The 20,575-nt window shown below is 51.6% G+C and carries 13 protein-coding genes; 3 read left to right on the top strand and 10 right to left on the bottom strand.

Features of this window, described 5'->3' with window-relative positions; genetic code table 11:
* Nucleotides 1–89: 89 nt before the first annotated feature.
* Nucleotides 90–2,669: a U32 family peptidase gene (locus tag KZ483_RS03715; RefSeq protein WP_220351423.1), complete on the bottom strand. Its 2,580-nt coding sequence runs from the start codon at nt 2,667–2,669 to the stop codon at nt 90–92.
* A gap of 345 nt (nt 2,670–3,014) precedes the next feature.
* Here KZ483_RS03715 and KZ483_RS03710 point away from each other — a divergent pair, with 345 nt between their 5' ends.
* The gene (locus KZ483_RS03710) at nt 3,015–3,983 is read left to right on the top strand and encodes a sugar phosphate isomerase/epimerase family protein (protein ID WP_220351422.1); all 969 of its coding nucleotides are present in this window, start codon (nt 3,015–3,017) and stop codon (nt 3,981–3,983) included.
* 65 nt (nt 3,984–4,048) lie between these two features.
* Here KZ483_RS03710 and KZ483_RS03705 read toward each other — a convergent pair whose 3' ends face one another.
* Nucleotides 4,049–5,890, bottom strand: coding sequence for an S-layer homology domain-containing protein (locus KZ483_RS03705; protein WP_220351421.1), 1,842 nt, complete (start codon nt 5,888–5,890; stop codon nt 4,049–4,051).
* Between the two features lie 245 nt (nt 5,891–6,135).
* Nucleotides 6,136–6,351, bottom strand: coding sequence for a hypothetical protein (locus tag KZ483_RS03700; protein WP_220351420.1), 216 nt, complete (start codon nt 6,349–6,351; stop codon nt 6,136–6,138).
* A 347-nt stretch (nt 6,352–6,698) separates the two neighbouring features.
* Between KZ483_RS03700 and KZ483_RS03695 the strand changes: the two genes are divergently transcribed.
* Nucleotides 6,699–8,309 carry a nitrite/sulfite reductase gene (locus tag KZ483_RS03695; protein ID WP_220351419.1) on the top strand — a complete coding sequence of 537 codons (1,611 nt, stop codon included), beginning with the start codon at nt 6,699–6,701 and terminating at the stop codon, nt 8,307–8,309.
* 165 nt (nt 8,310–8,474) lie between these two features.
* Nucleotides 8,475–8,852: a PH domain-containing protein gene (locus KZ483_RS03690; RefSeq protein WP_220351418.1), complete on the top strand. Its 378-nt coding sequence runs from the start codon at nt 8,475–8,477 to the stop codon at nt 8,850–8,852.
* Between the two features lie 116 nt (nt 8,853–8,968).
* Here the strand turns inward: KZ483_RS03690 and uvrA are convergent, their stop codons facing one another.
* The 7 genes from uvrA to ftsE form a co-directional block, all read right to left on the bottom strand.
* Nucleotides 8,969–11,854, bottom strand: coding sequence for an excinuclease ABC subunit UvrA (uvrA, locus tag KZ483_RS03685; protein WP_220351417.1), 2,886 nt, complete (start codon nt 11,852–11,854; stop codon nt 8,969–8,971).
* A 160-nt stretch (nt 11,855–12,014) separates the two neighbouring features.
* Nucleotides 12,015–14,015 (bottom strand): excinuclease ABC subunit UvrB, encoded by a 2,001-nt coding sequence (gene uvrB, locus KZ483_RS03680; protein ID WP_309568639.1) that lies wholly within the window; start codon nt 14,013–14,015, stop codon nt 12,015–12,017.
* Between the two features lie 434 nt (nt 14,016–14,449).
* Nucleotides 14,450–15,745, bottom strand: a complete 1,296-nt coding sequence (locus KZ483_RS03675) for a PDZ domain-containing protein (protein WP_220351416.1) — start codon at nt 15,743–15,745, stop codon at nt 14,450–14,452.
* A gap of 230 nt (nt 15,746–15,975) precedes the next feature.
* A complete protein-coding gene (locus KZ483_RS03670; RefSeq protein ID WP_220351415.1) occupies nt 15,976–17,445 on the bottom strand; it encodes a S41 family peptidase in 1,470 nt (489 codons plus the stop codon).
* A 129-nt stretch (nt 17,446–17,574) separates the two neighbouring features.
* On the bottom strand, nt 17,575–18,747 hold the full coding sequence (locus KZ483_RS03665; RefSeq protein WP_220351414.1) for a murein hydrolase activator EnvC family protein: 1,173 nt from the start codon (nt 18,745–18,747) through the stop codon (nt 17,575–17,577).
* A 12-nt stretch (nt 18,748–18,759) separates the two neighbouring features.
* Entirely contained in the window at nt 18,760–19,677 is a 918-nt protein-coding gene (ftsX, locus tag KZ483_RS03660; protein ID WP_220351413.1) for a permease-like cell division protein FtsX, read from the bottom strand.
* On the bottom strand, nt 19,667–20,353 hold the full coding sequence (gene ftsE / locus KZ483_RS03655) for a cell division ATP-binding protein FtsE (RefSeq protein WP_220351412.1): 687 nt from the start codon (nt 20,351–20,353) through the stop codon (nt 19,667–19,669). The genes ftsX and ftsE overlap by 11 nt, the downstream gene beginning before the upstream one ends.
* Between the last annotated feature and the right edge of the window lie 222 nt (nt 20,354–20,575).

Raw genomic sequence — 20,575 nt, 5'->3', positions numbered from 1 at the left:
ACCTGCCCGGAATTGCCGAGGTTTAGAGAAAGTTGATAAGAGGTTTGCAAAAAGGAGAGTACACCGGAAGCGGGCCTCTCCTTCTATTATTATTTGACCAGCTGGCCCCTTGTAACGCCAAGCTGGTTAATCGCTTTAAGACTGCGCCACACTTGCGTTCCGCTTATGCGACCGGCGATCGCATCTCTGTACAGTGCGATTACTTCATCTACTTTATCGGCCGTCTCCTCAAGAAACTCCACTCGGAAGGACGCGACGCCCAGATCGGCGAACTGCCGTAAATATTCGGCCCCCGACTGCTCGACCGCATTGTATACGGTGTTGCGGCAGCCTTCGTCTACACGTACCGGATGGGACATGCCAATCCGGTCCTGCAGCGAGACCCTGCGTTCCTCGCAAGGACGGCCGCAGTTCGTATAATCGGTGCCTTCGCTTAGAAATGTGCAGTATACGCAGTGCTCCGTGTGGAACATCGGCAGATGCTGGTGGATGACAATCTCCAGCTTCGACGTGTCTGATCTGCGCAGCAGGTCGAGCATCTGCTGAACGTTTAAATCGTATGAAGGCGTAATCAAGCCGCAGCCCGCTTCAGTGAACAGATCCGCCGTCTTATGGTTGGCGACATTAAGCGAGAAATCGCCGATTAATTGCGGGAAAGACTGGTCCCGCCGCTCCGCCCGCGCCCGCAGGTAATAGTAAAGTGCTCCTGTATTGCGCACAAGCACCGCATCAGGCTGTAATTTCAAGATGTTTGCGTGGTAGCCGTTCTCGCCCGGCATATGAATCCGCGGCGTCGCAAGCGCTATAGGCTTCCCGGCACTCCGCGCCAGATCGATGGCGGCGGGAAACTGCTTGATAAACTCGAAATCCGCGTATACCATGTCGACTTCCGAGCGCACTGCCGCCTCCACCTGCGGAAGACTGCGGCAGAGTGCTGTAAGCCTTGCCGGCGCAGCGCCGCCGGCTGCCACACCGCGATCGTTCGCAGTGCCTGCCGGGCCGGTACCCTTGCGCTCCTGAGCAGTGACTTCACCGGCTTGCGCCCTTTCGATGGCGTCCGCGTATACATCGACCGCCCTCTTCACATAAACAGGCGGTTTGGGCCGCTCGCCCGCCAGCTGCTCCACTGCTTCGCGCCGCATACGGTTCAGCTCTCGAATCGGCAAGATCAAATCCCCCTGCAGCTCGGCATCCAGCGCTTCAAGCTGGTACACAGTTCCGCCCAGCCGGCCCAGCTGCTCTTCGAGCAGCGAATGATCCATCGGCCGCTTCTCGGCCTGCTCCAACGTAAGCTCGGATACGACTTCTACCGTAGTCCCCTTCTGCACGTCTGTCCACCACGAGCGCAAAGGCTGGCCGAGAAAGCCGCGCACCTTGATCCGCAGCGGAAAAACGCGGTATGGCTTTTCTGTTTCAAATGTCGCACGCAGCCGTTTGTCGAGCGCCGGATCGCTCGTCTTCCATACGCGATCGCCGACATGAACACGGCGCAAATCGACGTCGCTCCGACCCGGTACAAGCTCCAGAACCGTGCCTTCCTGCGCCTCCCCTTCAAGCTTCATGCCCTGACGGCGCAAGTCGTAGACGCGGCCGCCTTCTTCTTTCTTGGTCGGGTCGCCGGCATCGAAGACAATGCCGTCACCGCGCTTAAGCGGCGCTTCAAGCCGGCACACGACCGCATCCCGCATAACCCGTTCCACTCGTCCTAGGTAGACGCCCCGGCTTTTCGGGAACGTGCCCTCTACCAGCTGTTTATTGTTCGTTCCGCTTAGGAAGCCGTGCGTAAACCCGCGCGAGAAGCTTTGCTGCAGCTCGCGGAGTTCCTCCTTCGAAGGGGCGCGCCGGTCACCGTCGAAGTACCGGTCAATTGCCTTGCGATATTTGCTTACAACATTGGCCACATACTCCGGGCTCTTCAGCCGTCCTTCAATCTTGAAGGAAGTAACTCCCGCCTCGATTAAATCGGGTACAAGCTCGATCGCAGCCAAATCTTTTGGCGAGAGAAGATAGGCAACATCCCCCATCGGTTTCTGCTCTCCATCCACCATGAGGTCGTAGGGCAGTCGGCAAGCCTGCGCGCATTCGCCTCGATTGGCGGAACGGCCGCCCCACATTTCCGATGTAAGGCATTGCCCGGAATACGACACGCAGAGCGCCCCATGCACAAACACTTCCATCGGCAGCTTCGCCTGCTCGCCGATGGTCTTGATTTGCTTCAAGTTATTTTCCCGCCCGAGCACGACACGTTCGATGTCAAAGGGCTTCGTGAATTCAACCGCCTCCGGCGACGTAATTGTCATCTGTGTTGAACCGTGTATCGGAAAATCCGGCGACAGCTCCCTGATCAGCTTCACCAAGCCGAGGTCCTGCACGATAACGGCATCGACTCCGGCATCAATGCATGCTTCTATCAGACGCTTGGCGTCATTCAGTTCATCCTCGAACACCAGTATGTTGAAGGTGAGAAAACCTTTCACCCCATAGCTGTGCAGAAAGGCCATGATCTCCGGGAGCTCGTCCGTCTGAAAATTGTTGGCGCGAGCGCGAGCGTTGAATTTCTCAACGCCAAAAAATACCGCATCCGCTCCGTTCGCCACTGCCGCACGCATGCAATCCCAATCTCCGGCAGGCGCCAGCAGCTCGACATCTTGCCTTTTTAACGTTTCCATTCCTTATTCCGCCATCCTTATCATGTCGTTCATCTATTTGCTCTAAGTGTACCAGAGCGGGGGCTGTGATTCCACCGGCACATAATGTTTAAAAAAAGCCGTCCCTTCGGCACAGGACCGGAGAACCGGCGCAGCTTTACTCATTTAGTTCGAGAATTATAGGATTGAATCGTTTTCCCTATTCGGGCACCTCGTCTTGTCTTTATATGCGAACGCTTTCTTTTTTTGTTGTATTTATATGTCATCTTGTCATTGGCATGGAAGGGTCTTATACTTCATGAACCGCCCATGATATAATACTCTCATCTAGCAGCTTTCAATTTGAGTGGGAGGTATGGGTAAACTATGAAACTCGGTGTATTTTCCGTACTGTTTGCGCAAAAATCGTTCGAGGAGTCACTCGACTACATTGCTTCCAAAGGTCTGGAAGCCATTGAAATCGGCACCGGCGGATACCCGGGGAACGCACATTGCGATCCGGATACGCTGCTTGGCGACGAAAGCAAGCTGAAAGCATTCAAGCAGGCGGTTGACGCGCGGGGTCTTACGATAAGTGCTTTAAGCTGCCATGCAAACCCGCTCCACCCGCAAAAAGCGATCTCCAGCGAGCATGACGCGATCATCCGTAAAACGATCGAGCTAGCCGCCAGACTCGGCGTTCCGGTAGTAAACACGTTCTCCGGCTGCCCCGGCGACCATGAAGACGCCAAATATCCGAATTGGCCGGTCGCTCCCTGGCCGAACGATTATCAGGATATTCTGAAATGGCAGTGGGAAGAGAAGGTCATTCCTTACTGGACTGAAATCGGTAAACTCGCAACTGAACGCAACGTGAAAATCGGCCTTGAGCTGCACGGCGGCTTCTCAGTTCACACACCTGCAACGCTGCTCCGCCTCCGTCAGGCTGCGGGCGACGCCATCGGTGCAAACCTCGATCCGAGTCATATGTGGTGGCAGGGGATCGACCCGGTTCAAGCGATACATATTCTCGGCCGTGCCGGCGCTATCCATCATTTCCACGCGAAGGATACATCCATTGATCCGATAAATGTAAGCAAGCATGGCGTCACCGATATGCAGTCCTACGCTTTAATGCTTGACCGGGCCTGGCAGTTCCGCACCGTAGGCTACGGACACGATATGAAGACGTGGGCGGATATCATTAGCGCGCTCCGTCTTGTCGGTTATGACTACGTTGTGAGCATCGAGCACGAAGACGGTCTGATGTCCGTTGAAGAAGGATTCACAAAGGCCGTGCAAAACCTTCAACAGGTGCTTATCCGCGAGCCGCTTGGCGAGATGTGGTGGGTATAATACATGCAAAACCTCCGGCTTCCGCATAATCATGCGGTACCGGAGGTTTTTTTTATCATTTGGCTCTATTCGGTTACAAATTTCTCAAAGACATGCTCTAGAATGATAAAAGTCTGTTCATGGGTAAGCAGACCGCGCGGTTCGAATTTATTATTCCCAACCCCATTAAGAAGCTGCAAATCTACGGCTCGGTAAACGTACTCTTTGGCCCATGGTGCGATCCGGGCGTCATCGGCAAACGCCGCGCCTCCCGCCGCTAATGAGTTTCCGGCAGCCGCATTATCCCCCATAAGCCGGAGAAGCCTGTCATGCAGCCGGATGAGCATTACTGCCGCCTCTTGTCTCGTTATCGTATTCCATGGAGAAAATTCCGTCTTTGAAGTGCCTTGAATGAGGCCGTTTTTTACGGCTTTAGAAATAGTGGTATCATTAATATCCTTGAACGGAGTCGTCGTCGTCTCAAGCGGTTTGCCCAGGATGTTTTCACACAACTGTACGGCCATCACGGCAAATCCGTATCTGTTCATCGGACTCTGGTAATCTTCATCGAAGAAGCTCCGAATAATCCCGTTGCTTTTGGCCTTATTGTACCCGTCAAGCGCCCACGCGCTCACTTGTCCGCTTGAACCCGGCTTAACCACATTTATATGTACAATCTGCTCATTTTGGAAATAAGATCTGACCACAAGGCGTGTTCGCCCCTCAGCCCGCGCCGTTACGCTGCCGCTCTCATCAACTGCCGCGATCGCCGGGTCATCGGATTCGAAGCTGACCTCAGTATTCGGCTTGCCGGTTGTCGCCAGCCTGAGCTTTTCTCCCGGTTCGAGCTTGAGTTCCTTCGCTCTGACAGTTACTGCGGGAAGCATTGTAAAGAATGTGGTGTCATATGAGATAGCCGCGGAATTTCCGCTCTTGTCGTAAACGCCGCTGATTTGTACCCGAAACGTATCATCCTCTTTGAAGGCATCCAGATTATCAGGCCGGAAAATAATACAAAACGGTATGCCAAAACCGCCGGTTTCCACATTCATAAAACGTCCTTCTTTGTTGACATCCGCTTGATTGATACTCCAAGTTTTATTGTCACTGATCCTTGTCAGCGATACTTGAATCTTATCCGTTCGAGCATTGTCGTATTTATCCGGATTTAGCGAGACCGACCATGCATCCTTCGGCACAAATATTTCGCTGGGAAAATATCCGGCTGAGGGCCATGCAATATAATCATAGTCGACGGCCCCCTCAGCGCGATCCCTGTTGAAGGCATACATGGATGCATACGGGTAAGGATAATCACCTTTTGTTTGAACGAAGCCGAACATGGTTTTCTTCATGGCGGGGTTCAATATCCACCGTCTATGTCCGACTCTGTCAATATTGCTTGTGTCGCTGTCGGACATATATCCGAGCACATTGCTGAACAATGTGGGATCCCCCGCGAACAAATTGCTGGAGCTTGTCCCTTTGTAGCCGAGGGCGAACAGCTCTTCATCCATATCCTTTGGTTTGGCTGGAAAATGAGTCAGTTCATCGTTAACGGCATTAACGAGCGCCGCCGCCTGCTCCTGCTGCCCGAGGCTCCAGTCCGGCTGTATATCGTCAGGCAAGCCTGCCAAATACCGTACAAAGTTAACGGCATTAATACCGTCTGAGATATAATCCACCTTCAGTTTTCCCGGTGAGTAAGGCGGGCTCAGGACCGGGGGCATTTCATATATGTCGCTCTTAGCCATGTAATCGAACCCTATCGCCATTGGCTTGTACTTATTCCAGTTTAGAATAATGTCCTGTTTCGTTCGTGCTGCCGTTGTGGACTGCACCCCGCTCGCAAACGCAGGAGCTGTACCGATAAGGCTTATTACGGCAACGAGCAATATTTTATAGAACAGTTTATAATTGCGAGTCATTTGGACACCCCCTATGTACGTATCGTTTCTCACAAAATGAAACGCCCGCACGAACCAATAGTGCGGGTGCTCTTCGCGTATCGTTCTGACGTCCCCGGCAGGCGGAATTAGTTTCTTTACTCAGAAAGATAAGAAAATTCTAGCAATATCTTATACTTTATTATGCTTTGAAAAAAACCGCCGAAATCTTGAATGAACAAGACCACGACGGCTTATTATGTTTTGCGCTGATGCACGCCGATAAGCTAACCCAGCCACACTTTGCCAATCATAATACTATCCGCAAAGACGAACACAGCAAGAGCCACCGTCGTAAAACCGATCGCAAATACATTTTTTTTCGGACGAGCCATCAAAAGACGAACCCAGCCGATAAAAATAACGATCGTGAACAGCAGCATCATAATATCGAATGGATCAAACTTAGCTAATGTGTTAGCAGCTTCTGCAGCAAGAAACATTGGGGACCTCCTTATTTTCGCACGTAGCCTATTTTATTTAATGTTAGCCTCATCAGGCTCCGGTTGCAAGCGCAAATTGCGAATCGTAACAAGTTTGTCACCAATTGTTCGGCACCCAATTTCATTATAAACATACCGAATGCCTCATATAACAAACTCTTATAGCAGTTGCGCTGCGAGTCATTGTCGGTCACGGTAAAATGTGATACCATTCAGATAGCATATTCATACCTGATTCGTCGGATTTCCAGGATGAACCGATACGAAGCTGTTGCTTCTTCAGTGGGTCCCTCGCATAGGGCCATAAAGGAAGAATCGGATATATAACTTTGAGGAGGAACAAAACAATGGCGTATGAAGCCGTTTGGATGAAAGACCCGTCCAAATTGAATAAATTCGAATTCGTGAAGATTGAGAAGGACGGACTCGATGTTATTCGAACCATAATCGACCAGTATGCAAACGAAGGTTACGACGCGATTACTGAAGACGATATGAACCGTTTCAAATGGGCCGGCGTTTACGAGCAGAAACCTCGCGACGGTCATTTCATGATGCGTGTCCGCATTAACACCGGTATTCTTACGACCGCGCAAGCGCGTGCTCTGGCTTCAATCGCTCGCGACTACGGCCGTGATCTGATCGACGTTACAACACGCCAAGCCGTGCAGTATCACTGGCTGAAGGTAGAGAATCTTCCGGACATATTCTCCCGTTTGGAAGCAGTTGGCCTCTACTCGTATGAAGCTTGCGGCGACTGCCCCCGCACGATCGTCGGCAATCCGCTTGCCGGCATTGATAAGGACGAGCTTATGGATACGCGTGAAATCGTCGAGCAGGTGAATGATTTCTTCCTGATGAACCGGGATTTCTCCAACCTGCCCCGCAAATATAAAATGTCCATCTCTGCCAACATTTATAACAACGCTCATGCAGAGATTAATGACCTTGCATTCACTCCTGCCACAAAGGTAATCGACGGTGAAGAGGTAATCGGCTTTCATGTATACGTGGGCGGCGGCTTGTCGGCGAAGCCTCATCTGGCGAAGGAGCTTGACCTTTTCGTTCGTCCCGAGGACGTGCTGAAAGTAGCGATCGGTGTGACCACGATCTTCCGCGATTTCGGTTACCGCGAGAAGCGTCACCAAGCCCGCTTGAAATTTCTCGTCGCCGATTGGGGGCCGGAGAAGTTCCTCGAGAAGCTGACCGAAATTATCGGTGAAATGCCTTCCAGGGGCGAAAGTAAAATCGTCGGCTGGAACGCGGTATATTATGATGGCGTGTACCCGCAAAAAGAAGAAGGCCTCAACTTCATTGGTCTTAACGTTCCGGTCGGACGGACAAACTCCGATGAGTTCGAACAACTTGCCGACATAGCAGATCAATTCGGCGACGGCACGATCCGTACGACAATGTCGCAAAACCTTATACTTGCCGGCATCCCGGCCGATAAAGTGGAAGAAGCGCTTCAAGCGCCCGTGCTTGAGCGTCTCTCACCGAATGCGAAGCCTTTTATGAGCCGCACCGTATCCTGCACAGGCAACGAGTTCTGTAACCTTGCGGTTGTAGAAACGAAGGAGCGTGCTCGACGTGTCGCTGAATATTTGGATGAGAACGTACAGCTGGACGAAAAAATCCGTATTCACTTCATCGGCTGCCCGAACGCCTGCGGCCAGAAGCATATCGCAGATATCGGCCTTCAAGGCGCTCTTGTAAAAACGCCTGAAGGTATGGTTGATGCATTCGACATCGCTGTCGGCGGTATTCTCGGACCGGAAGCTAAATTCAATACAACGCTCAAAGGCCGTGTGAAAGGCGATGACGTTGGCGGGGTATTGGCAAAGCTGATTTTGTTCTATAAAGAAGGCCGTCAAGCCGGCGAATCTTTCCATCACTACGTGAACCGTGTTGGCGCACCTGCATTCCAGGAAAAATTAAACGAAATACTGGCTGTTTAATAAATCGGCCTTATCCGTCTTATCCTCCGCATGAGGAGTACTCCTCATCGCGGAGGATTTTTTAATGCCATCTCTATATAAATTATAGTGAATGGCTGAATAATTCGCCTACCCTATTCCGTAATATGGAGAGTGGTGCAAATACCTATAGAGGAGGGAAATACGTTGGGGTTTTTCGACAGCTTAATGGGCAATGCGTCCGAATATAATCCAAGTGAAATGCAAAACGAGCTGCAGCCGATTCTGACGGGTAATGAAAGGGTAGAGAAAGCATACAAAATTTTTCGGGATGGCTTCGTCTTCACGAACAAGCGGCTTATTCTCATCGACAAACAGGGGATGACCGGTTCCAAGACGGAAATGATATCTATTCCGTACAAAAGCATAACCCGCTTCTCGCGTGAAAGCGCAGGCACCTTCGATCTCGATGCCGAGCTGAAAATATGGTTGACGGGAACTCATGAGCCTATTGTGAAAAGGTTCAACAAGCAGGTTAACATTAATGAGATTTACGTAGTATTAAGCCATTATATATTAGGATAACGATAAGACGTACAAGGTCGAAAGAATGAATGGATGAAAGAACCCCTCTAACGAACGCTTATCAGGCGTTATAATCAGAGGGGTTCTTCTATTTATATATGTGAGCGCTGATGCGGTTAATCTGCGATGCCAGCGGCGACGGTGTCCTTTGCGTCCTGCTGCGCTATCGTCCGGTCGCGGTCACGCGCGAGGATTGGCTTTAAATAGTGACCGGTATAAGAGCCTTTAACCTTCACGACTTCTTCCGGCGAACCGGTCGCCACAATGGCGCCTCCACCGCTTCCACCTTCAGGGCCGAGGTCGATCAAATAATCTGCAGTCTTGATGACATCAAGATTGTGCTCAATGACAAGGACCGACTCACCGGAGTCAACAAGCCGATGCAGGACAACCAGCAGCCGGTCGATATCGTCGACATGAAGGCCGGTCGTAGGTTCATCTAGAATATATAGTGTTTTGCCGGTGCTCCGGCGATACAGTTCTGCAGCAAGCTTCACACGCTGCGCCTCTCCACCCGAGAGCGTTGTTGCCGGCTGCCCCAGGTCCATATATCCGAGTCCGACGTCGAGCAGAGTCTGCAGCTTGCGATGGATACGGGGATTGTTTTTGAAAAAATCGCAGGCGTCTTCAATTGTCAATTTAAGAACGTCCGCAATGCTTTTTCCCTTATACTTAACGTCAAGCGTCTCCCGGTTATAACGCTTACCCTTGCAAATCTCACAGGGAACATAGACATCCGGCAGGAAGTGCATCTCAATCTTGATGATGCCATCTCCGCGGCAGGCTTCACATCGACCGCCCTTGACATTGAAGCTGAAGCGGCCTTTCTTGTAGCCCCGTACCTTCGATTCATTCGTTGTAGCATAGAGATCCCGAATGTCGTCAAACACGCCGGTGTACGTGGCAGGGTTGGACCGAGGCGTACGCCCTATCGGTGATTGATCGATATCGATTACCTTCTCAATATGCTCTAAACCACGAATTTCCTTATGCGCTCCCGGACGCGTTTTTGCTTTGTTCAAATCTCGGGCAAGCGTTTTATACAAAATTTCATTGACGAGCGTCGACTTACCCGAGCCGGAGACGCCAGTGACCGCTGTAAAGACGCCAAGCGGAATTTTCACGTTTACGCCTCTCAGATTGTTCTCCTTCGCGCCCCGAACTTCCAGCCATTTACCGTTCGGCTCGCGCCTGGCCAGAGGAACCGGAATGAACTTACGGCCGCTTAGGTATGCCCCGGTTAACGATTGCTCGTCTGCCATCACTTCCTGCGGCGTACCTTTAGAAACGACTTGACCGCCATGGATGCCCGCGCCGGGACCGATATCGATAATATAATCGGATGCCAGCATCGTATCTTCATCATGTTCAACGACTATTAACGTATTCCCGAGATTACGCATATGCTCAAGCGTCCTGATGAGTTTATCGTTATCTCTCTGGTGGAGTCCGATACTCGGTTCATCGAGAATGTATAATACGCCCATTAGGCTGGACCCGATTTGTGTAGCCAATCGGATACGCTGCGCTTCGCCGCCCGACAACGTACCGGCTGCTCGGCTGAGCGTCAGATACTCCAGGCCGACGTTAACAAGGAAACCCAGGCGGCTGTTAATCTCCTTGAGGATAAGGTGGGCAATCGTCTTATCCTTCTCGTTCAGCTCCAACGAGTCGAAGAAGCGCTGCGCCTCTCCGATCGACAGAGACGTCACGTGCGCGATGTTCTGACGTCCGATTGTAACGGCAAGGCTCTCTTTGCGCAGCCGGTTTCCCTTACAACTCCCGCATGGTTTCGCGCTCATATACTGTTCGATATGCTCACGGATGCCGTCGGATCCCGTTTCCCTGTATCGGCGTTCCAGATTGCTTACAATACCCTCGAAAGGAACATACGCTTCTTTGGCGTGGCCGAAGTCGTTCTCGTAGCGAAACCGGACACGCTCGCCGCCTGTCCCGTACAACAGCTTCTTCATATGGTCCGCAGAAAATTCGCTTACCGGTACATCCTTCGGGATTCCATAGTGCGCACAAACCGCATCCAAAAATTGCGGATAGTAATTCGATGTGCTTCCTGCCCATGCCTCGAATGCACCTTCTTGGATGGATTTTCCTGTATTTGGTACCAGCAGATCGGCATCGACGATCATTTTCGCGCCGAGACCGTCGCACTCCGGACAAGCCCCATAAGGGCTGTTGAATGAAAACATCCGCGGCGCGAGCTCATCGATGCTGAAACCGCAGACCGGACAGGCGAGATTGGAGCTGAACAGCAGCTCTTCCTTATCCATTACGTCGACGAGTACTTGGCCGTCGGAAAGCTTGAGCGCCGTCTCCAGGGAGTCGGCAAGGCGGCTATGGATATCCTCTTTGACGACAATACGGTCAATAACGACCTCTATGCTGTGTTTTTTGTTTTTCTCAAGTTCAATCTTCTCGCTTAATTCACGTAATTCGCCGTTCACGCGAACACGGACGAAGCCCTGCCTCTGAATATCCGCAAGCAGCTTGTGGTGCTCGCCTTTACGGCCGGAGATGATTGGCGCCAATATTTGCAGCTTGGTCCGCTCCGGGTACTCCATAATCCGGTCAACCATTTGTTCAACGGTCTGGGATGTAATTTCGATCCCGTGCTCGGGACAATGCGGCTTGCCGATGCGAGCGAACAGCAGCCGTAAATAGTCGTAAATTTCTGTTACCGTGCCGACGGTGGAGCGAGGGTTGCGGCTTGTGGTCTTCTGGTCGATGGAAATAGCCGGTGACAGACCTTCGATCGAATCCACATCAGGCTTCTCCATTTGGCCAAGGAACTGCCGCGCATAAGCCGATAGCGATTCCACGTAACGGCGCTGACCCTCGGCATAAATCGTATCAAACGCCAGCGATGACTTCCCCGAACCGCTAAGACCAGTGAGCACGACAAATTTGTCGCGCGGTATGGTGACGTCGATATTTTTTAAGTTGTGGGCTCTAGCCCCTTTTATTACGATTGAATCGCTGGCCACTTTAATTTCTCCTCCTAAAAGTTTTGCAAATGCAAAACTTACTTCGTAAGCATAATCTTAGTTTTGCGAATAAATGCAAGGACGATATGCTTCATATATATCCGGACTGCTTACCATTTGGATTTGGCAAAACAGAAAGGTGCCGATTAGTGCTGGCTCGTCACCCGACTTCCGCCTTCAATTCTAACAGCGCATCACGAAGCTCGGCGGCGCGTTCGAATTGAAGAGTCTTCGCAGCGTCCTTCATCTCCGCTTCCAGGCGCTGGATTAGCGATTGGCGGTCCTTCTTCGACATCTTATCCGCTCCGATGCCGGTTAAATAATCGCTCTTCTGCTCAGCTACCTTCGTCGCTTCGATAATGGCGTGAATTTTTTTGCGAATGGTCTGAGGTGTTACGCCATGCTTCTCGTTGTAAGCTATTTGTATCGTTCGGCGGCGCTCGGTTTCACGAATAGCGAGAGCCATCGAGTCCGTTATTTTATCGCCGTACATGATGACTCGACCATCAGCGTTTCTTGCCGCACGGCCAATCGTCTGAATAAGAGAACGTTCCGAGCGGAGAAATCCTTCCTTATCCGCATCCAATATCGTGACGAGCGATACTTCCGGCAGGTCCAATCCTTCCCGGAGAAGGTTGATTCCTACGAGCACGTGGAACGTTCCAAGCCGAAGATCCCGCAAGATAGCCATTCGCTCCAATGTCTTGATATCGGAATGGAGATAGCGAACCTTGATGCCGACCTCTTTCATATAATCGGTCAGATCCTCGGACATCTTCTTGGTCAGCGTCGTCACTAGGACACGTTCATCCTTAGCTATACGATCGCGGATTTCGCTGAGCAGATCATCAATTTGTCCCTTCGTCGGACGCACTTCGATAATAGGGTCAAGCAGCCCCGTCGGCCGGATAATCTGCTGTACCATATCCGAACAGCGCTCTTGCTCATAAGGACCGGGAGTTGCCGATACAAAGATGATTTGCTTGTTCTTTTCCTCGAACTCCTCGAACTTGAGCGGCCGGTTGTCCATAGCTGATGGCAGCCTGAATCCATGGTCGACCAGCACTTCTTTACGCGCCCGGTCGCCGTTGTACATGGCCCGGATTTGGGGCAGCGTCTGATGGGATTCGTCAATGACAATAAGCATGTCATCCGGAAAGTAATCGAACAGCGTATAAGGCGTTGCGCCCCGTTCGCGGAACGTCAGCGGCCCCGAATAGTTCTCGATGCCTGAGCAAAAGCCCATCTCCTGCATCATCTCCAAATCATAGCGGGTCCTCTGCTCCAGCCGCTGCGCTTCCAGCAGCTTGCCCTGCTCGCGAAGCTCGGCGAGTCGTTCCTCCAGCTCTGCCTCAATATCTTTGAGTGCAACCTTCATTGTGTCTTCATGGGTAACGAAGTGAGATGCCGGAAAAATCGCCACATGGTCGCGTTCGCCGACGATTTCGCCGGTGAGCACATCAATCTCCGTTATCCGTTCGATTTCATCGCCGAACAGTTCCACCCGCATTGCCCGCTCATTATTGGCGACCGGGAAAATTTCCACGATATCGCCTCGGACGCGAAATGTGCCGCGCACAAAGTTAATATCATTGCGCTGGTATTGAATGTCGACAAGCTTATGCAGAATCTGATCTCGCGAACGTTCCATCCCTTTGCGCAAGCTGAGAACCAAGCTCCCGTACTCTTTAGGGGAACCGAGACCGTAAATGCACGATACGCTCGCCACGATGATTACATCACGCCGCTCGAACAGCGAGCTTGTCGCCGAGTGCCGCAGCTTATCGATTTCGTCGTTAATGCTGGAATCCTTCTCGATGTAAGTATCCGACGACGGAATATAGGCTTCCGGCTGATAGTAGTCGTAATAACTGACAAAATAAGAAACGGCATTATTGGGGAAGAACTCCTGAAACTCACTGCAGAGCTGGGCGGCAAGCGTCTTGTTATGCGCTATTACAAGCGTCGGCCGGTTCAGCTTTGCGATTGTATTGGCAATCGTATAGGTCTTTCCGGTACCGGTTGCGCCAAGAAGCGTCTGATGCTTCGCTCCCGCCTTCACGCCTTCCACCAGCTTGCGAATCGCCTCGGGTTGATCGCCCTGCGGCGTATAAGCCGATTGCAGGTCGAATGTTTTCTGCAGCACTTCATTTCGGATCATCTACATTACACCCCAATCCTATTTGATCTATGAAAAGTCCTATTAAAATGTATGCCCAATTTGGCGCATAAAATAGACAATACTTCGTATATATTGAAGTGATCTTAGTTTGGAATCCCATGTGATACAGCCAAACATGCAGCATGGAAAAGCATAAGAATATGTGTTCCCATTTATTATACCGATTTCCATTGTCCGATGCAATCGGAGGTTCTTGACAACGCAAAAAAAAAGCGAATGCCCCGGAATTCGCCGCAAAGCGTTTGTTCCGGGGCTCTTTTTGTTTTGTTGCGTCTTCTCAGTCAGCCTCTGCCTCGAGAATTGGCAGCCTGGCTGTCTAATGCGCATGCCGTTAATTGGAAGTTCTCTGCAAAAAGGCCTATTATTGGAATTCCTGCTTGCTGCCTCCAGTTGGCAGAACAGCTTTTATTAACCTACAGCGTCCTGGACGACGTCTCGCGCTGCCGCGCCGTGCGGGTCCGCATGATAAGGTCTAATAATGAAGCGGCGCCCGATTCCGCATAATAGCCCGCTTTCTCGTCCGGAGCCAATACAACGCCCAGTTGATGGTGTTCACCCGCGTAACGGGCGCGCTGGATAAATTTGACCTGCCCCTCATGATTCAACACCTCAAGCTTGCAAAAAGCCGAGTTGACGTGAAGCGCAGCATAGAGCTCGTCCTTCGTGCGGACGCTCACTCCGTTCACTTTATGCAGTATTTCACCGGCCGATATGCCCATCGCCTCAGCTGGCGAGCCGGGTATAACGGCCAGTACCCGCAGGCCGCTTTCATCGTGCACATAAAACGGACTGTTGGCCGCCTCCCGAAAGAAGCTGACAATAATCAAGGCTTCATGCAGCAGCAGCGCGCAAAGCGCTGCAACAAGCGTAAGCGGCGGCCAAAATACGGCGCCTGCCGCGGCAGCCGCCACAACAAGCCCGTACACAAGCAGACCTTGCGAAGTGCTGCGCACCTTCGCTTTTGGAAGCAGCGTACGTGTCAGCTCCGAAAAACCGATTACCATCGGAAAACCGATCATCGTCCAGCCGCCGCTCCACAGCGAGGCGTCGCCGATAAGCGTCTTCCATGGCAGAGAGGCCTCGGCTGCCCCGCCTGAGACGGCAGGAACAAGCATAAGCATCGGCACCGGCCAGTATCCCTGCAGAGAATATCCGCCAACGAGCTTACCTCGTTTGCCCGCAAGAAACAGCGGACTGGCCAGCCTATCACCCTGCCAGCGCACGAGCAGCGCTTCCGCCAGATGCATTAGTGCAACCAAAAGCAGCAATCCCGGTATATCCAGCCGGTCCAGCGAAGACGCGGCCGTTCCGATCCAACCGGGGCTGCCCGGCAGCGTAGTCCACCCGACTGCCCACTGCAGCACGCCGAGCAGTCCGACGCTATATGCAAAACATAACAAACGGACGCGCACGACGGCCAGCAGCGCCGCCGTCCCCCACATCCAGAGCACCGCTTCGCCCGTTACGGTGACACCGAGAAACAATCCGGCACAGCTCATCAGTACACCGACCAGCAGACCGGCAAGCACCGTTCTTCCAAGCTCCTTCGGCCAAGAGTGGAGACGTACATGAAAGAGTTTGCGCTCAAGCCTGGTCTGCCGCATATATTGAAGCATAATGAGCAGCAGCGAAAGATAATAAAAAGGTGATATTATCAGCTGAACGACAGCTGAACCGGCTTGACTGAGCATTTCCAACGCCGTGTCCAAAGCTTCAACTCCCTTTGTGGTGGATGGTGCCAAGATGTTGTGACCGCCAGCATCATTACAATTGGATAAAAAAATGCGTATCAGGCCCGCATTTTGTTAAGAAAAGCTCCCGGAAGGCGATACAGCATCAACGGGAAGTAACAGTAAAAAAAGAAGGCTGCGCCGCGACAACCTCCGCAGCATCAACCTTCTACATATTCGACACGTCTTCTATAAAATCCTGCCTGAACTCAATGGGCGATACGCAGCTTCTCTTTCACAGCGCTGACCGCATCCGCCAGTTGAGTGTCGTTCTTATCATCCTGGATTTTCTGCACAATTTTCTCTTCAAGCTTTTCCGCCGTTGTTTTATCTACTTTCCCCGTTACCGGCAAAGCGGCCTGCTTTTGAAACGCTTTAACGCTCTTCTCCGTTACTTCGCTGAAATAACCGTCCTTGCGGTCCGTCTCAAACCCGAGAGCTGCGAGCATAATCTGAAGACTTCGAATATCCTCATCGATCATATCGCGAACAAGCGTCTTGGACTTAGATAGGCGGGCAACCGTGTAATAATCGGGAGGCAGTACCTTGATGTCTGGCTCCAAGCCTTTCTCGTTCACCCAATTACCAAGCGGCGTGAGCCACTTTGCTATCGTCATTTTGACCAAGCTGCCGTCGCCCATTACCTTATCGTAGCTTACCTGGACAGTGCCTTTACCGAATGATTGCTCTCCAACGAGCACAGCATGGGCTTCTTCCTTCAATGCTCCGGCCAATACCTCCGATGCGCTTGCGCTGCCTTTGTTGATCAGCACGGCTATCGGATAAGGCTTGCCACCGCCTTTGGATAAGGTTTTCTCGCGGTTGCCGCCGCGGTCCTCCACCTGGACGATCGGCTGGCCCTTGGGTATGAATGTCTGGGCAATCGATACGACAACCGGAAGCACCCCTCCCGGATTGCCCCTTACATCAATAACGAGACCTTTCATTCCCTGCTTCTCCAGCTGCGCCAGCTCTTCCGTAAACCGGTCAGCCGTATTAAGCGAGAATTGGCGAATTTCAATAACCCCGATACCGTCACTGCGCAAATTGGCGTATACCGTCTCGTAATCCACATCGTCACGGATAATAGTCAAATGGATTGGCTTCGAAACCCCTGCCCGCTGGATCTCCAATTTCACTTTCGTTCCTTTGGGCCCGCGGATTTTGGCTACGGCATCATTGAGCTTTAGTCCCTCCAGCTTCTCTTCGTTAGCGGTCAGCAGCACGTCGTTCGGGAGTACCCCCGCCCGCTCCGCCGGCGACCCTTTAATGGCGGACTCGACGGTCACTTTACCGTCTCTCAGCATTACACTGGCTCCGATACCGGTAAAGGATCCTTCGATCGACTCGGAAAATTGCTTGGCCGTGTCTTTTTCCATATATACCGAATATGGATCTCCGAGAGATTCCAACATGCCGTGGATGGCACCGTCGACTACTTTCGCCCTGTCGACATCGCGAAAGTATTTGCTCCCGATCAGCTCCATCACCGTGTTAAGCTTGCCCAGCTCCTTCTTGCTCAGATCCTGCTGAGCGGCCGATTCCGAAGAAGACGCCAGCGAGGCCATTCCGCCGCTCTCGAGTGCAATCCAGCGGTCGGCCACCGTCAACGTAATGAGGACGGACGCCACCATCGTCAGCACAATAAACGCCGCCACTGTACGTCCTTTGAACTGCATGTGATCACCTCTTCTCAGGCTTCCTGTATCCAGATTGCAACCGTCCTAGTATATGACAAGCCGCACCCAATTATTTGCACAATTGGGTACGGCGTCATAAAAGCGGATCATCATCCGCTTAGTATACGGTTATTTTAAAAACGGCAAGGGGTTGACCGGCTTTTCATTCTTTCGCACTTCGAAATGCAGATGGTTCCCGGTCGAGTTGCCGGTACTGCCCACTTCTGCAATCTTCTGTCCACGTTTCACCGTTTGGCCCTTCTCAACATCGATTCCGCCGTCGCGGATATGTCCGTAGACGGTCCATAGCCCGTTACCATGATCGATAATAACACAATTTCCATATCCGTTCCACCACTGGGCAACGATGACGACACCGGACTCAGCCGCATAGATCGAAGTCCCTTTCGGCGCAGCCATGTCGATTCCGGCATGCAGCGTCCGCCTGCCCGTAATCGGATGTATCCGGTAACCGAACGGCGATGAGAGCCTGTATGCCGAGTGAAGCGGCACTGCGAGCTTGCCGCCGGTATAGTAATTTTTACTCGTCTTCTTCTGCTTCTCAAGATCGGATATCTTCTTAGCCAGCTTGATCAGAAGCGCTTCCTGTTCTTCGCTGATTTCTTCGGACTCCTGCGCCTTGTCGTTATACTGGAGAATCATGACTTCCTTCTGGCTTTCTTTATTCTTCAAAAGATCATGGTAATCGTCCAGCTTCGCATACATCGTCTTCACATCGGCAAGCGATTTCTCGATTTCCTTCTTCTTCTGAGCGATCAGCGCCTTATCTTTCTTGTGGCTCTCGAGAATCTCCTGATCCTGGCCAAGAATGGATTTAAGCGAGTCGTACCGGTCGAGAAAATCGCTGAAGCTCGTCGAGCTCATCAGAACATCCAAATACGAAACCACACCGTTCGTATACATCAGCCGAATGCGCGATTGGAGCAGCTTATCACGGCTTTTTATCCTTTTCTCCGCCGCGTCCAGATCCTGCCCGGCTTGCATAAGCTTCTCTTCCGTATCGTCGATTTGCGACTGCACGCTGTTCATTTGAGTGCCTACTTCATTTATCTGCGAAATAATCTCGTTTACCGTTTTGGCCGTCTTTTCCTTCATGGCGAGCGCGTATTCCTTATCCTTGGCCGCCTGGTTACGGTTGTGGGAGGCTGCGCTCATCTGCTGGCGTACCTTCTCAAGCTCTTTGTTGATCTTATCGATCTGCGATGCGGCTTCCCCGCTGAACGGTTGAAAAATGTATACTGCGAATACGGCTGCAGCTAGGATGGCTAGTCCTTTTTTCACGTCTACCTTCACCTACACTTTCAAATATCTTCTTACCGACAAGGTACTGCCCCAAATTCCGATAAGCGTGCCAAGACCGATCAGCAATACCGACACAAGGAGGCCCGCTTCTTGCAAGGTAATGAGCTTTATCATCATCAAACCGAGCTCGAATTGCGATCCTTGTACAAGTTTCGAATAACCCGACAACAGCAGCGCTACGGTTATGACCGAGCCTGATATTCCAATGAGTGCCCCTTCAATAAAAAACGGCCAACGGATAAAGTTATTGGTGGCTCCGACAAGCTTCATGATCCCGATTTCGCGCCGCCTTGCAAGTATCGTCATCTTGATGGTGTTGGAGATGAGGAACATGGCGGTAATCGCAAGACCCGCGACAATAACCAGCCCGATATTGCGCACAGCATTCGTGATTTTGAACAATGATTCTACCGTGCCTTTGCCATATTTGACACTCGTAATGGGACTTGAATTGTCCGTTTTACCGATTGCTTCGATTTTCTTCGCGGCAAAAGCGATTGTCTGCGGCTTGAATACCTCCACCGTAAACGAATCCGGCAGCGGATTGTTTTCCTTGTCGTACCCGTCCAGCAAATCCGCTCCGTCTTGTCCGAGGTTTTTGCGCAGCAGCTCAAGTCCTTGTTCCTTCGAGACATATTCGACCTTGCTTACTTCCGGAATGTTGCCGATCTCGGTTTTGAGCTGATCGATCTGCGCTTTCTCCGTGCCCAGCTGCAAAAAGACGCGGATCTGCACCTGGCTTTCAATTTGGTCGGCCAAATTGTTGACGTTCAGCGCCAGCAGGAGAAATACGCCCAGGATGAACAGCGAAATCACGATGGAGCTGATCGAGGCGAATGTCATCCATCCGTTACGCACCACATTCTTCACACCTTCGCGAAAGTGGCGGAGAATGGTACTAAATTTCATAGCCGTACTCCCCTCTCGCTTCATCGCGCGCAATGATGCCGTTCTCGATGGCGATGACGCGTTTGCGGAGCGTGTTGACGATTTCCCTGTTATGGGTAGCCATAACGATCGTCGTTCCCCGGAAATTAATCTCTTCAAGCAGATTCATAATGCCCCATGATGTCTCGGGATCGAGGTTGCCGGTAGGTTCATCCGCCACGATAACCGCTGGATTGTTGACGATGGCGCGGGCGATAGCCACACGCTGCTGCTCGCCGCCGGACAGCTGCTGGGGGAGACTGTTCTGCTTGTTTTTGAGGCCGATCAGCTCCAGTACCTCCATCGTCCGTTTCCTGATGACCCGGCGCGGCGCCTCGATGACTTCCATCGCGAAAGCGATATTCTCATAGGCCGTGAGCTTCGGAAGAAGCCGGTAATCCTGAAAAATAACGCCGATATTCCGTCTGACAAACGGGATTTTGCGCGGTTTCAGTTTGCCGATATTAAAGCCGTTGACGGAGATTTGCCCCTTCGTGGGAATTTCTTCGCGGTAGATCAGCTTCATGAATGTCGATTTTCCTGCGCCGGACGGACCGACCAAATAAACAAATTCATTGCGGTCTATACAAACGGAAACGCCGCGAAGCGCATGAGTGCCGTCCACGTACGTTTTCCAGACGTCTTGCAATTCGATCACATTATCACATCCTGTTGATAGTCAGCTTTTATTCATTCGACATAAATGCATCAAATCCTCTACCAAAGCCCCGATTTCTGCATTTTTCATAATTTTCATGATGTGTCAAAGCGTCACTTTCGTCCCGGATTTGCATTATTTTCGACAAACGTTCGTGTTTTACGGAAAATGGCCGCTTCGAGGCTGTTCCGTTATTTTTTCGAACTTAAGCGGCTCGTTTGA

The sequence above is a fragment of the Paenibacillus sp. sptzw28 genome (genome assembly GCF_019550795.1).
GTDB lineage: Bacteria > Bacillota > Bacilli > Paenibacillales > Paenibacillaceae > Paenibacillus_Z.
This window is presented reverse-complemented; position numbering and strand designations above follow the sequence as displayed.